The sequence below is a fragment of the Pseudomonas fluorescens genome, assembly GCF_000802965.1.
Classification (GTDB): Bacteria; Pseudomonadota; Gammaproteobacteria; order Pseudomonadales; family Pseudomonadaceae; genus Aquipseudomonas; species Aquipseudomonas fluorescens_A.
This window is the reverse complement of sequence record NZ_JSAK01000034.1, coordinates 67,857-81,573: the sequence shown is the minus strand read 5'-3', so window position 1 is coordinate 81,573 and position 13,717 is coordinate 67,857. Positions and strand designations below refer to the sequence as shown.

12 protein-coding genes and 3 tRNA genes are annotated in these 13,717 nt (G+C 61.0%); all 15 read right to left on the bottom strand.

Annotation, left to right across the window (positions count from 1 at the left end):
* Nucleotides 1-30 precede the first annotated feature (30 nt).
* Nucleotides 31-2,454 carry a TonB-dependent receptor gene (locus NL64_RS26035; RefSeq protein ID WP_034150931.1) on the bottom strand — a complete coding sequence of 808 codons (2,424 nt, stop codon included), beginning with the start codon at nt 2,452-2,454 and terminating at the stop codon, nt 31-33.
* A gap of 66 nt (nt 2,455-2,520) precedes the next feature.
* Entirely contained in the window at nt 2,521-3,465 is a 945-nt protein-coding gene (locus tag NL64_RS26030; RefSeq protein WP_034150930.1) for a FecR domain-containing protein, read from the bottom strand.
* The gene (locus tag NL64_RS26025) at nt 3,462-3,971 is read right to left on the bottom strand and encodes a sigma-70 family RNA polymerase sigma factor (protein WP_034150929.1); all 510 of its coding nucleotides are present in this window, start codon (nt 3,969-3,971) and stop codon (nt 3,462-3,464) included. Before NL64_RS26025 ends, NL64_RS26030 begins: the two co-directional genes overlap by 4 nt.
* 248 nt (nt 3,972-4,219) lie before the next feature.
* Nucleotides 4,220-4,296, bottom strand: a tRNA-Asp gene (locus NL64_RS26020).
* Nucleotides 4,297-4,388: 92 nt separating this feature from the next.
* Nucleotides 4,389-4,465, bottom strand: a tRNA-Asp gene (locus tag NL64_RS26015).
* Between the two features lie 53 nt (nt 4,466-4,518).
* A tRNA-Val gene (locus NL64_RS26010) sits at nt 4,519-4,594 on the bottom strand.
* A gap of 183 nt (nt 4,595-4,777) precedes the next feature.
* Entirely contained in the window at nt 4,778-5,551 is a 774-nt protein-coding gene (locus NL64_RS26005) for an SDR family oxidoreductase (protein WP_034150928.1), read from the bottom strand.
* The gene (locus NL64_RS26000; RefSeq protein ID WP_034150927.1) at nt 5,548-6,759 is read right to left on the bottom strand and encodes an O-succinylhomoserine sulfhydrylase; all 1,212 of its coding nucleotides are present in this window, start codon (nt 6,757-6,759) and stop codon (nt 5,548-5,550) included. The genes NL64_RS26005 and NL64_RS26000 overlap by 4 nt, the downstream gene beginning before the upstream one ends.
* Nucleotides 6,760-6,833: 74 nt before the next feature.
* Nucleotides 6,834-8,339 carry an amidophosphoribosyltransferase gene (purF, locus tag NL64_RS25995; RefSeq protein ID WP_034150926.1) on the bottom strand — a complete coding sequence of 502 codons (1,506 nt, stop codon included), beginning with the start codon at nt 8,337-8,339 and terminating at the stop codon, nt 6,834-6,836.
* 41 nt (nt 8,340-8,380) lie between these two features.
* Complete coding sequence (locus NL64_RS25990) at nt 8,381-8,941, bottom strand: CvpA family protein (RefSeq protein WP_034150925.1); 561 nt, start codon at nt 8,939-8,941, stop codon at nt 8,381-8,383.
* Between the two features lie 98 nt (nt 8,942-9,039).
* Nucleotides 9,040-9,711: an SPOR domain-containing protein gene (locus NL64_RS25985; protein ID WP_034150924.1), complete on the bottom strand. Its 672-nt coding sequence runs from the start codon at nt 9,709-9,711 to the stop codon at nt 9,040-9,042.
* The gene (gene folC / locus NL64_RS25980; protein WP_034150923.1) at nt 9,695-11,002 is read right to left on the bottom strand and encodes a bifunctional tetrahydrofolate synthase/dihydrofolate synthase; all 1,308 of its coding nucleotides are present in this window, start codon (nt 11,000-11,002) and stop codon (nt 9,695-9,697) included. The genes NL64_RS25985 and folC overlap by 17 nt, the downstream gene beginning before the upstream one ends.
* The gene (gene accD, locus NL64_RS25975) at nt 10,999-11,919 is read right to left on the bottom strand and encodes an acetyl-CoA carboxylase, carboxyltransferase subunit beta (protein WP_034150922.1); all 921 of its coding nucleotides are present in this window, start codon (nt 11,917-11,919) and stop codon (nt 10,999-11,001) included. Before accD ends, folC begins: the two co-directional genes overlap by 4 nt.
* Before the next feature lie 193 nt (nt 11,920-12,112).
* Nucleotides 12,113-12,736: a phosphoribosylanthranilate isomerase gene (locus NL64_RS25970; protein ID WP_034150921.1), complete on the bottom strand. Its 624-nt coding sequence runs from the start codon at nt 12,734-12,736 to the stop codon at nt 12,113-12,115.
* A 63-nt stretch (nt 12,737-12,799) separates the two neighbouring features.
* Entirely contained in the window at nt 12,800-13,624 is an 825-nt protein-coding gene (gene truA / locus NL64_RS25965) for a tRNA pseudouridine(38-40) synthase TruA (protein WP_034150920.1), read from the bottom strand.
* Between the last annotated feature and the right edge of the window lie 93 nt (nt 13,625-13,717).

Here is a 13,717-nt window from a genome sequence, read left to right as displayed (position 1 = left end):
GCAAGCTCCCTCGCCACATTTACTCAGCACTCAGAAATCCACAGTCGCCGACAGCAAATAGGTCCGCGGTGTCGCCAGCGTCAACCCAGGCTCGCTGTCATCCGAAGCCCCGGCCGAACTCCAGTAACGCTTGTCCGCGACGTTCTCGACGTTGGCGCGCAAGGTGACCGTCTTTTCATCAACCCTGAATGCATAACGTGCGCCCACGTCGAAGCGCTCCCACGAGTCGATTTCCTTGTTGTTGGATTGATCCAGATACTGCGAGCTGGAATAGAGGCCGCGGCTGGTCAGGGTCAGGCCCTGTACGGTCGGCACATCCCACTCTGCGCCGAGGTTGACGTTGTATTTCGGCGTGGCTGGCGCGCGGTTGCCGTCGAAGGTGCCGTTGGTGGTGTTGGTCAACTCGCTGTCGATGTACATCACACCACCGAGCAGGCGAAAACCCTTCAGTGGCTCGCCGAACACACTCACTTCCACACCATCATTCTGGCGTTTACCGTTCGGGCCGAAGACCCGCGTGGTGGCGTTGGTCTCGTAGGCCGGCTGCTTGATCCGGAACACGGCGGCGGTGACAGCGAAGGCTCCGGCGTCATACTTGGCGCCGACCTCGACCTGACGGCTGATGAACGGCGGGAAGATCTCGTCCTCGTTCACCGAAGTCGACGGCGCGATCTTGCCCTGGCTCAGGCCTTCCATGTAGTTGGCGTACAGCGACAACTTGTCGGTCGCCTTGAACAGGATGCCGCCCGATGGCGAGAATTTTTCTTCGTCGTAGGCAGTGTCGCCTTTGACGCCATCGGACCAGTCGTCGACCTGGACCCGCTGCCAACGGCCACCGAGGGTCAGCAACAAGCGGTCATCGAAGAAACCGAGGGTGTCGGACAACGCCACGCTGCTGAAGCGGTTCTCGGTATAAACCTCAGCGTCCTGTCGTGTAGGCCTGACTGGCGTAGGTGTCTCCACGGGGTTGTAAATGTTGCTGGGCGCCGCGGCATAGCGAGCGCCGCCGTTTTCGAAATCCATGTAGAAATAGCTGGCTGCAAGATTGACCTGATGGCTCACCGGGCCGGTGTGAAACCAGTTGCGCACGCCCGCCGTGGCGGTCCGGACATTTTCGTCACGGGTGAAATCACGCGGCAGAACGCTGAAATCGCCTGCGTTGTTGGTGACCGCCACGGCGTGCCGGAGGAAGTCATGGTTGCTTTTGCGCGCGCCCACACCGCCGTACAGCATGACCGAATCGCTGACATCGAATTCGCCACTCACCGTGCCGAACGTATCGTTGGTACTCGCCTGGCTCCACGGCTGCGCATAGTTGCGGCGCACATCGCTGGCGTGCGGCATCTGCGCATTGGCGCCGACCTGAACACGCTCCTGCGGCGCGTCGGTGTCGCGTTCGGTGCGTCCAATATCGGTCGAGAGCCGCAGGCGTTCACCGCGAAAATCCAGGCCGAGAACCGCCATTTCGCGATCGACATTCTGGTGATCCCAATCGGTATCACCGGACTGTTTGACGCCGTTGAAACGAATACCGAACTGGTTGCCCTCGCCAAAGCGCCGAGCGACATCCACGGCACCACCGACCTGACTGTCGGACGCGTAACTACCGGTAAACGAAGTGATGGGTTGATCGGTGGCGCGCTTGGGCACCACATTGATGCCGCCGCCCACGCTGCCGCGCGGTGAGATGCCGTTGATGAGCTGGCTCGGACCTTTGAGGATGTCGACACGGTCAGCCATTTCCATGTCGATCGTATAGGTCGGCAGGACGCCGTATAGACCGTTGTAGGAAACATCGCTGTTGAACAGGCTGAGCCCGCGAATGGTGAACTGCTCGTAACGCCCACCCGCCGGATTGGTGGCGCGAACCGAGGGATCGCTGGCAATCAAATCGCCCAAGGTACGCGCTTGCAGGTTCTCGATCGCTTCGCTGGTGTAGGTGGTGATGCTGAACGGCGTTTCCATGAAGTCGTTCGAACCCAGCAAACCCTGCGAGCCACGGCGCGCGACCTGACCGCCGGCATACGGCTCGCCGTCCGCCGACGCCGTGGCAGCGACAATCGAGGTGGCACCCAGTTGCAGACTGCCGCCGGTTGGCGCCGGCGTCAGGATGTACGCCTGTTCGCCCACCGCCTGCAATTGCAGACCGGAATTTTGCAGCAACCGGGCAAAGCCCTCCTCCACCCCATACTCGCCGGACAGCCCGGCGCTGTTGCGACCGCTGACCAGTGCCGGGTCCACCGACAGGTTGACCCCGGCCAGACCGGCGAACCGTGTCAGCGCATCACTCAGGCTCCCGGCGGGCACTTGATAGCTGCGACGGGCGCTGTCTTCAGCCCAACTCTCGGTGATGAAAAACGGACTGGCACTCAGGCTCAACAACAGGCTCAAGTGCAACAGCGGACGCAAGCCGGAAAACGCCGGACGCGGACAGCAAGGCATTACTGCGGGCATTGAAGAAGCTCTCTTGTTCGTTCAGTTGCCTTGAATGACAAGCGAGCTGAAAAAAGAGGACAGGCTTCAAACACTTTTTTTGCGCGACTGTAGCGTCACCCAGTAACGGGTGCGCATTTGCACCTCCAAGGGCAGGCTGGCGGCAAGCAACGAGAGGATGCGATCGGTGTCGTCCAGACGAAAACTGCCGGTGACGCTCAGGGCTTCAAGCTCCGGCTCCCAGCGCAGGACACCCGGTCGATAGGTATCGAGCTCGCGCAGGAAATCCCCCAGCGGCTGATTGTTCGCCATCAGCACGCCTTCGCGCCAACCGGGTTGCAACACATCAAAGCCTTGCACCGCTCCGACACCTGCCGCTTGCAAGTTGACCTGCTGGCCGGCGCGCAACGCCAGTACCGCGCCCTGCAACGGTTGCAGCTGCACGGCGCCACTGAAAACCGATATCCGGCAAGCATGGGCGTCCTGGCGGACACAGACCTCGCTTTGGCTGACGATCACTTGGCCAAAACGCGTGTGGATCGTCAACGGCGCGGTGCCCGGTACGTTCAGCGACATTTCGCCTTCTACCAACTTCACACGACGATTCGGTAAATCCACATCCACGGCGCTGGCGGTATTGAGTTGCAGGGAACTGCCGTCGGCCAGTTGCACTTTTTTGCGCTCGCCGGTGGCGGTGTGCAAATCGGCGCGCCAGACATCCAGCGGCAGTTGTCGGCTGATCAGCCACGCCGCTGGCACCAACGCCACGGCACCCAAGGCGCGCTTGAGCAATACGCGTCGCGCTGGATCGGGACGGTCGAGACTGCTCAGGGCCAGCGTCGAAGGCAGGTCGGCAAAACGCTGACGCAAGGCTTGCGCCCGCTGCCAGGCAATTTCGTGATTGGCCGAGGTCTCGCGCCATCGCTGCAAGTTCGCTCGGTCCTGCTCGGTGGCGCCGCCGGACTCCAGCAACGCCAGCCATTGCGCCGCCGCGCGAACGGCCTGACGGACATCGGGCGCGGGGCTGTTCACAGTTCCACCAACAGGCAATGTTCGTAGGCTTGCGCCATGTAGCGTTTGATTGTGCGATCAGAGACCTTCAGACGCTCGGCGATTTGCTGATAGGTCAAGCCTTCGAGCTGACTCCAGAGAAATGCACGCCGCACCGCTGACGGTAATCCATCGAGCAATTCATCCAGTGCTTGCAGGGTTTCCAGCAGAATCCAGCGCTGCTCCGGGGACGGCACACAGTCTTCAGGTAACGATGCGAGAGCATTGAGGTACGCCTGCTCCAGGCTGCGACGCTGGTAGAAATTGCTCAGCAGACGCTTGCCCACCGTCAGCAGATAGGCGCGAGGCTCTTGCAGTTCGGCGATCCGTTGCGAACTGGCGAGCAACCGCAGGAACGCATCCTGGCTGAGGTCGGCCGCATCGCAGGCGTTGCCCATGCGGCGTCTCAACCAGCCTTCAAGCCAGCCACGGTGATCGCGGTACAGGTCGTGAAGGGTTTGCTCCTTCGGCAGCGCTGCATCACTCATCTCAAGAAGCCCTGTGCCAAGGAGTTATCGTAAATGAGAGTGATTCTAATTAATGTAGCGGCGACGACAAGTGCTTTATGGCGCGGACATGCAGAAATATTAAGTATTGAGAGCGAAAGAGGAGGAAAGCCAAATTTCAGACACAAAAAACCCCGGTCTTTCGACCAGGGTCTTTGCTATCGACTCGAAGTAGGCGCTGAAGGCTTTCTTCGTAGCTCCAAGGCGTTCAGTGGGCCTCGGGGCAGATATGGCGCAGCGGACGGGACTCGAACCCGCGACCCCCGGCGTGACAGGCCGGTATTCTAACCGACTGAACTACCGCTGCGTATCGCTTTGGACTTGCGTCCAAGTAACTCGTCTGATTGAAAACTCAGTGGCTTTTCAATCTCGAACCAGATAAATCTGACTCGGAAAATATGGCGCAGCGGACGGGACTCGAACCCGCGACCCCCGGCGTGACAGGCCGGTATTCTAACCGACTGAACTACCGCTGCGCGTCGGTGGAGGCATTTCAGCCTACCTCTTGCTTTCGCAAGTATCTCGGAAGTGGTGGGTGATGACGGGATCGAACCGCCGACATTCTGCTTGTAAGGCAGACGCTCTCCCAGCTGAGCTAATCACCCGTTTGCATCTCCGAGGCCGCGAAATTTACGCAGGTAGCGAACCTAAGTCAATAGCAGGATTGAAGTTTTTTTCAGAAACAGCTTTTAGCCGCAAGCTTCAAGCTGCAAGAGAAGAACAGGGTTACGTATGCAGGGCTGACACCGTCCGGCCTTTACTTGCAGCTTGAAGCTTGAAGCTGCCTCTCACTGCTCGTAGATCATCTTCTTGGTCATGCCACCGTCCACCACGAACTCCTGCCCCGTGACAAACCCGGCGTTCCTCGACAGCAGCCAGGCCACCATCGCTGCCACATCCTCGACCGTCCCTACCCTGCCCGCCGGATGCTGTGCATGGTCAGCATCGGTCAACGGCTCGGCACGCCGTACCGAAGGGTCGCGCGCGTCGATCCAGCCAGGGCTGACCGCATTGACCCGAATTTCCGGGCCCAAGCTGATCGCCAGCGCGTGAGTCAGGGCCAGCAGCCCGCCCTTGCTCGCCGCATAGGCTTCCGTATCAGGCTCCGACTGTCCGGCGCGGGTCGAGGCCAGGTTGACGATCGAACCGCTGTGAGCCCGCAGATACGGCGCACAGTGCTTGGCCAGCAGCATCGGTCCACTGAGGTTCACCGCCAGCACCCGATTCCAGTAAGCCAGATCGAGGCTTTCCAGGGTGATGTTGTGCGGATCGGCCACCGCCGCGTTGCACACCAGCGCATCCAGCCGCCCGAACTGCCCCAGTACCTCAGCGACACCCAACGCCACCTGCCCTTCGTTCGACACGTCCATGGCGATGAACCAGGCGTTTTCGCCGAGCACTTTCGTCACTTTCGAACCACGAACCCGATCCAGATCCGTCAGCACCACTTGCCAGCCTTCGCTGATCAGCCAGGCCGCAATGCCCAGGCCAATGCCCCGCGCGGCACCGGTGACCAGTGCGACGCGGCCATTGGAGCCCGTTGGCGTGGACAACTCGATCACAAGGCAGCCAACCCGCGCGCCAGGTCGGCTTGCAGGTCCGCTACGTCTTCCAGACCGACCGCGACGCGGATCAGGCTGTCACGAATGCCCGCAGCCTCACGCTCTTGCGGCGCCAGACGGCCGTGGGAGGTGGTGCTCGGGTGGGTAATGGTGGTTTTGCTGTCGCCCAGGTTGGCGGTAATCGAAATCAGGCGCGTCGCGTCGATAAAGCGCCAGGCGCCCTCTTTGCCACCCTTCACTTCGAAGCTCACAACGGCGCCAAAACCTTTCTGCTGACGCAGGGCCAGTTCATGCTGCGGATGGCTCTTGAGGCCGGCGTAATGGACTTTCTCAATGCCATCCTGCTGCTCCAGCCATTCGGCCAGCTGCTGGGCGTTGGCGCAATGCGCCTTCATCCGCAGGTTCAGGGTTTCCAAGCCCTTTAGGAAGATCCAGGCGTTGAACGGGCTCAAGGTTGGCCCGGCGGTACGCAGGAAACCGACGACTTCTTTCATCTGCTCGCTGCGACCGGCCACGACACCGCCCATGCAACGACCCTGGCCGTCGATGAACTTGGTTGCCGAATGGACAACGACGTCCGCGCCCATTTTCAGCGGCTGTTGCAACGCCGGGGTGCAGAAGCAGTTGTCGACCACCAGCATCGCGCCTTTGGCGTGAGCGATTTTCGCCAGTTCGGCAATGTCTACCAACTCGGCCAGCGGGTTGGACGGCGACTCGACGAACAGCAATTTGGTGTTGGCCTTGATCGCCGCGTCCCAGCCGGACAAGTTGGCCAGCGGCACGTAATCGACTTCGACGCCGAAACGTTTGAAGTACTTCTCGAACAGGCTGATGGTCGAGCCAAACACGCTTTGCGACACCAGTACGTGATCGCCAGCGCTGCACAGGCTCATCACCACTGCCATGATCGCGGCCATGCCGGTCGCGGTGGCCACGGCCTGCTCGGCACCTTCCAGTGCGGCAATGCGCTCTTCGAAGGCGCGCACGGTCGGGTTGGTGTAGCGCGAGTAAACGTTGCCCGGCACTTCACCGGCAAAACGCGCGGCGGCGTCGGCGGCGGTGCGGAATACGTAGCTGGAAGTGAAGAACATCGGATCACCGTGTTCGCCTTCCGGCGTACGGTGCTGACCGGCACGTACGGCCAGGGTATCGAACGCTACGCCTTCGAGGTCGCTGTCCAACCGACCGGCATCCCAATCCTGACTCATGCTGTCACTCCTTTCCCTAATTCTCGTCAATTAAAAGCCAGATACAAAACCGGCCCCTCAGGGCCGGTAGAAACTCAGTTGTTGTACAGATCGATGATCGCGCTGACTGCCTGCGTCTTGACCTTGGAGGCATCGTTGCGTGCCTGCTCGATCTTGTTCAGATAAGCCTCGTCGACGTCGCCGGTGACGTACTGGCCGTCGAACACCGCGCAGTCGAACTTGTCGATCTTGATCTTGCCGCCACCGACCGCTTCGATCAAGTCAGGCAGGTCCTGATAGATCAGCCAGTCGGCGCCGATCAGATCAGCCACGTCCTGGGTCGAACGATTGTGGGCGATCAGTTCGTGGGCGCTCGGCATGTCGATGCCGTAGACGTTCGGGAAGCGAACGGCCGGCGCTGCGGAACAGAAGTAAACGTTCTTGGCGCCTGCTTCGCGAGCCATCTGGATGATCTGCTTGCAAGTAGTGCCGCGAACGATGGAATCGTCCACCAGCATCACGTTCTTGCCACGGAATTCCAGCTCGATCGCGTTGAGCTTCTGACGTACGGATTTTTTCCGTGCAGCCTGACCCGGCATGATGAAGGTCCGGCCGATGTAGCGGTTCTTCACGAAGCCTTCGCGGAATTTCACGCCCAGGTGGTTCGCCAGCTCCAGGGCCGCGGTGCGGCTGGTGTCCGGGATCGGGATGACCACGTCGATGTCGTGTTCAGGACGCTCGCGCAAGATCTTCTCGGCGAGCTTCTCGCCCATGCGCAGACGCGCCTTGTACACCGACACGCCGTCGATGATCGAATCCGGACGCGCCAGGTAGACGTGTTCGAAGATGCACGGGGTCAGGGACGGGTTGGTCGCGCACTGACGGGTATGCAGCTTGCCGTCTTCAGTGATGTAGACCGCTTCGCCCGGTGCCAGGTCGCGAATCAGGGTGAAACCGAGCACGTCCAGCGACACGCTTTCGGAAGCGATCATGTACTCGACGCCTTCGTCGGTGTGACGCTGGCCGAACACGATCGGGCGGATGCCGTGCGGGTCGCGGAAACCGACGATGCCGTAGCCGGTCACCATCGCCACGACCGCGTAACCGCCGACGCAACGGTTGTGCACGTCGGTGACGGCGGCGAACACGTCTTCTTCGGTTGGCTGCAACTTGCCGCGTTGGGCCAGTTCGTGTGCAAACACGTTGAGCAGCACTTCCGAGTCGGAGCTGGTGTTGACGTGGCGCAGGTCAGATTCGTAAATCTCCTTGGCCAGCTGTTCAACGTTGGTCAGGTTACCGTTGTGCGCCAGGGTGATGCCGTAAGGCGAGTTGACGTAAAACGGTTGAGCTTCGGCCGAAGTCGAGCTGCCCGCGGTCGGATAACGCACATGGCCAATGCCCATGTGGCCGACCAGACGCTGCATGTGACGCTGATGGAACACGTCACGTACCAGGCCGTTGTCCTTGCGCAGGAATAACCGGCCATCATGGCTGGTCACGATACCGGCAGCGTCCTGGCCGCGGTGCTGGAGGACGGTTAGCGCGTCATACAGCGCCTGATTGACGTTCGACTTACCGACGATACCGACGATGCCACACATGCGACGCAACCCCTACTTAATGGATCTGAACTGAACAACACTCACTGAGGCGTTTTGGCCGTCGGCAAGAGTTGCTCCTTGAACGGTATATCAGCGGGTACGCTGATACCGCTGGCAAGCCACTGACTGCTCCACCCGAGAATCAGGTTTTTGGACCAGTCTGCGACCAATAAAAATTTTGGCACGAGTTGGGACTCTTTCCACCACCCGTCCTGCTGTACCGGGCCCAGGCTCAACAGCCCGACCGCCACGACCACCAGCAACACGCCACGCGCCGCGCCGAAGGCCATGCCGAGGAATCGATCGGTCCCGGACAACCCGGTAACGCGAACCAATTCGCCGATAAGATAATTGATCATTGCGCCTACGATCAGCGTGGCGACAAACATGATGGCACAGCCCGTGATTACACGAGCCGATGGGGTCTGGATGTATCCGGCGAGGTACTCGGACAGTGAGCCACCAAACATCCAGGCAACGGCTCCTGCGATGATCCAGGTCACCAGCGACAATGCTTCTTTGACGAAGCCGCGGCTCAGACTGATCAATGCGGAGATGGCGACGATTGCAACGATCGCCCAGTCAACCCAGGTAAATGGCACAGTGCAGCCTACAGACGGATAAGGCGGCGCATTTTAGCAGAGCCCATGCTTATCGGTAAGCTGCGATTGTCAGTGCATTTCAAATCGGTGCGATAGATTTATCCGCGCTCTGGCTGAAAGCGCACGACAAAACCCTTGAGGTTCTGCTGGCGGTTCAACAAGTCACGCAGACGATCGGCCTCGGCGCGCTCGATCAGCGGGCCGACAAACACCCGGTTCTTGCCATCAGCAGAGCGGATGTAGGCGTTGTAACCCTGGCTGCGCAGGGTTTTCTGCAGCTTTTCCGCACTTTCACGATTGGCCAGGCTTGCCAGTTGCACCGACCAGCTGACCGACAGGCCATTGGCGTCGACGCGACTCTGGGTGGTATCCGGCTTGCCCGGTGCCGCCGTAATGGGCTGGGCAGGCGCGGTAGCAGGTTTTGCGGCAAGAGCCGGCACCGGCGCTGGCGCAGGCGGCGCTACCGGTTTGGCAGTTGGCGCCGGAGCCGTTGCAGCGGGTGCACTCGGCACTGCCGGCGCTTCCTGCTGGGCAATCTCCTCATCGCTCGGAACCGGCTCCTGCGGCAGCGCTTGCGGCTCAGGGACCACCACCGGCTCGACCTGCACCTGCGGCATCGCCGGCGCTTGCGGCGCAGCCGGGGCTTCGACCGTTACCTGGCGCTGCTCATCCTGACGGGAGAACAGCATCGGCAGGAAAATCACGGCCAGCGCGACCAGAACCAGAGCGCCGACCATGCGCTGTTTGTAGGCTTTATCCAGCAATGCCATTTGCCGCTTCCTCCGTGGAGCGCCGAGCCAGCCATTCAAGGGCCTCGGCGACACAATAAAATGATCCGAACAACAGAATTTCGTCGTCGCTCGTCGCCAGCGCGCACTGCCCTTCCAGGGCGGCGGCCACGCTGTCATAAGACGTTACTGAAGCACCACGCGTTTGCAGTGCGTCGCGCAAATCGACAACCGGTCGCGCCCGAGGTGAATCCAGCGGAGCGACGGCCCAGTGCTCGACACTAGCACTCAATTCGCCAATAACACCATCCAGATCCTTGTCCGCCAGCAACCCGAACACCGCCAGACGCCTGCCAACCGGCGGACGACTGGCCAGGCGGCGAGCCAGATACTCGGCCGCATGGGGGTTATGCCCCACATCCAGCAACAGGTTCAGACGCTTGCCCTGCCAGTCGAACTGGCGCCGATCGAGACGCCCGACCACTCGAGTGGCTTGCAGCGCCTGAACAATCTGCGTATCGACCCAGGGCAATCCGAGCAGCAGATAGGCCTGCAACGCCAGTGCCGCGTTTTCCATCGGCAGATCGAGCAACGGCAGGTCACGCAACTCGACAACACGCCCCTGAGCGTCTAGTCCGCGCCATTGCCAGTTGTGATCAGTGATGCCGAGGTCAAAATCGCGCCCACGCAGGAAAAACGGGCAGTCGAGCTCGCGCGCTTTGTCCAGCAAGGGTTGCGGAGGATTCAGGTCGCCACAGAGCGCAGGCGCGCCCTGGCGGAAGATGCCGGCCTTTTCAAAGGCCACGGACTCACGGGTATCACCGAGGTAGTCTGCGTGATCGACACCGATGCTGGTGACCAGCGCCATGTCGGCATCCACCACGTTGACCGTGTCCAGACGCCCGCCCAGACCGACTTCCAGCACCACGGCGTCGAGCGCCGACTGCTGAAACAGCCAGAACGCCGCCAGGGTGCCCATTTCGAAATAAGTCAGGGAAGTGTCGCCGCGACCGGCCTCGACCGCAGCGAAGGCCTGGCACAGCTCGGCGTCAGTGGCTTCGACGCCATTGACTTGCACCCGCTCGTTGTAGCGCAGCAGGTGCGGGGAATTGTAGACACCGACGGTCAGGCCCTGTGCCCGCAGCAATGAAGCCACGAACGCACAGGTGGAACCCTTGCCGTTGGTGCCGGTGACCGTGATCACCCGAGGCGCCGGCTTGCCCAGTCCCATGCGGGACGCTACCTGTTGCGAGCGCTCAAGGCCCATGTCGATGGCCGAGGGGTGCAACTGCTCAAGGTAGGCGAGCCACTCGCCAAGGGTACGTTCAGTCATAGGTTGGCAGGTACCGGCGGAACCACGATCGGCTCGATTGGCGCGGCGACGAATTTCGGCGTCGGCAGGCCCATCATTTGCGCCAGCAGGTTACCCAGGCGCGGACGCAGTTCCTGGCGGTGAACGATCATGTCGATCGCGCCGTGCTCCAGCAGGAACTCGCTGCGCTGGAAGCCTTCCGGCAGTTTTTCGCGCACGGTTTGCTCGATAACGCGCGGGCCGGCAAAGCCGATCAGAGCTTTCGGCTCACCGACGATCACGTCGCCCAGCATCGCCAGACTGGCGGAAACACCGCCGTAGACCGGGTCGGTCAGCACGGAGATGAACGGGATACCTTCTTCGCGCAGACGCGCCAGCACCGCGGAGGTCTTGGCCATTTGCATCAGGGAGATCAGCGCTTCCTGCATCCGCGCACCACCGGAGGCGGAGAAGCAGATCATCGGGCAGCGTTTTTCCAGCGCGTAGTTGGCGGCGCGCACGAAGCGCTCACCGACGATGGCGCCCATCGAACCACCCATGAAGGAGAATTCGAATGCCGACACCACAACCGGCATGCCGAGCAAGGTACCGCTCATCGAGATCAGCGCGTCTTTTTCGCCGGTCTGCTTTTGCGCAGCGGTCAGGCGATCCTTGTACTTCTTGCCATCGCGGAATTTCAGACGGTCAACCGGCTCCAGGTCCGCGCCCAGTTCGCTACGGCCTTCGGCGTCGAGGAAAATATCGATACGGGCGCGTGCGCCGATACGCATGTGGTGGTTGCACTTGGGGCAAACGTCCAGGGTCTTTTCCAGCTCCGGACGATACAGCACAGCCTCGCAAGACGGGCATTTGTGCCAAAGACCTTCAGGCACCGAGCTCTTCTTGACCTCGGAACGCATGATCGAAGGGATCAGTTTGTCTACTAACCAGTTGCTCATGCTTTCTTTCTCCAGTACCGGCGGCCCGAACGCTCTGGTTCGCAGCCCCGCGTATGCCCTTGAGCTAAATTCATGTGTGCGGCGATGATCAGTGAATGGCCGGATCAGCGAAACGTGACCTGCGTACCACCCAATAACCCTCAGCCGTTTTGTACAGAGCAGTGGACGGCGGCAGACTGCCAGCCGTCACATCCTACAAGCTACTGCGTACAGCCTTGATGAACGCCTGAATCTTTGCGTGATCCTTGATGCCCTTGCTTGCCTCTACCCCGCCGCTGACATCCACGGCGTACGGTCGAACCCGTGCCACGGCCTCGGCGACGTTTTCCGGGGTCAGGCCGCCCGCCAGGATGATCGGCTTGCCCAGGCCTTGCGGTATCAATGACCAGTCGAACGCTTCACCGGTTCCCCCCGGAATACCTTCGACATAGGCGTCGAGCAAAATCCCGCTGGCGCTCGGATAGGCGTCGCAAGCCGCTGCAATGTCATCGCCCGCCTTGACCCGCAGCGCCTTGATGTACGGACGATGCCAGCCTTCGCACTCCGCCGCGATTTCGTCGCCATGGAACTGCAACAGGTCCAGCGGCACGGCGTCGAGGATTTCCCCCAACTCGCAACGGCTGGCGTTAACGAACAGCCCCACGGTGGTCACGAACGGCGGCAATGCCTTGATGATCGAGCGCGCCTGCTGGAACGTCACCGCCCGCGGGCTCTTGGCGTAAAACACAAAACCAATGGCATCGGCCCCGGCCTCGACCGCTGCCAACGCATCTTCTATGCGGGTAATCCCGCAAATCTTGCTGCGAACGGCTGACATGTCGATAAAACCCCACGGGAAATCCGAGAAAGTCCCGGATGGTAACAAAAGCGTTCGAGGGCGTCAGCCGTCAAGTTCGGTGAAACCGGTGAGGAAATGCGGACCAATGAAACGCTCGGGCAATTCGAACTCGTCGCGGTACTCGACCTGCACCAGATACAGGCCAAACGGATGCGCTGTCACCCCGCCGGAACGCCGGATTCGGCTCTCCAGCACTTCCTTCATCCACTCCACCGGACGCTCGCCGGCACCGATGGTCATCAGCACGCCGGCAATGTTGCGCACCATGTGATGCAGGAAAGCGCTGGCGCGGATATCCAGCACGATCATCTTGCCGTGACGGGTGACACGCAGGTGATGCAGTTCCTTGATCGGCGACTTGGCCTGGCACTGACCGGCGCGAAAAGCGCTGAAATCATGGGTGCCGACCAGATACTGCGCTGCTTCGGCCATGCGCTCGACGTCCAGCGGACGGTGGTTCCAGGTGATTTCTTCGTTCAGGTGCGCCGGGCGGATCTGATCGTTGTAGATCACATAGCGATAGCGCCGGGCGATGGCCTTGAACCGCGCATGAAAATGCGCCGGCATGACTTTGGCCCAACTGACGCTGACATCGTGGGGCAAATTGATATTGGCGCCCATCACCCAGGCCTTCATCGAACGCTCGACCTGCGTGTCGAAATGCACCACCTGGCCACAGGCGTGCACCCCGGCGTCGGTGCGCCCGGCGCAAAGCAGCGACACGGGCGAGTCGGCGACTTTGGACAAGGCGTTTTCGAGGGTTTCCTGCACGGTGAGGACACCGGAGGCCTGGCGTTGCCAGCCGCGATAACGCGAGCCTTTGTATTCAACGCCCAACGCAATCCGGTAAAAGCCGTCAGCCGCCATTTCGGCGGCCGGGTTATCTATATTTGCCAAAGGGTGACAGCCTGCTGATGTTCGCAAAGGCGGGCATTATAAGGCCGCAGGACATGGATACCA

Excerpts from the sequence above, each read along its gene's own strand:
- NL64_RS25985 (WP_034150924.1), bottom strand. The coding sequence starts at position 9,711 with ATGGCATTGCTGGATAAAGCCTACAAACAGCGCATGGTCGGCGCTCTG.
- NL64_RS26025 (WP_034150929.1), bottom strand. The coding sequence starts at position 3,971 with ATGAGTGATGCAGCGCTGCCGAAGGAGCAAACCCTTCACGACCTGTAC.
- NL64_RS26000 (WP_034150927.1), bottom strand. The coding sequence starts at position 6,759 with ATGAGTCAGGATTGGGATGCCGGTCGGTTGGACAGCGACCTCGAAGGC.
- purF (WP_034150926.1), bottom strand. The coding sequence starts at position 8,339 with ATGTGTGGCATCGTCGGTATCGTCGGTAAGTCGAACGTCAATCAGGCG.
- truA (WP_034150920.1), bottom strand. The coding sequence starts at position 13,624 with ATGGCGGCTGACGGCTTTTACCGGATTGCGTTGGGCGTTGAATACAAA.
- NL64_RS26035 (WP_034150931.1), bottom strand. The coding sequence starts at position 2,454 with ATGCCCGCAGTAATGCCTTGCTGTCCGCGTCCGGCGTTTTCCGGCTTG.
- NL64_RS25970 (WP_034150921.1), bottom strand. The coding sequence starts at position 12,736 with ATGTCAGCCGTTCGCAGCAAGATTTGCGGGATTACCCGCATAGAAGAT.
- accD (WP_034150922.1), bottom strand. The coding sequence starts at position 11,919 with ATGAGCAACTGGTTAGTAGACAAACTGATCCCTTCGATCATGCGTTCC.
- folC (WP_034150923.1), bottom strand. The coding sequence starts at position 11,002 with ATGACTGAACGTACCCTTGGCGAGTGGCTCGCCTACCTTGAGCAGTTG.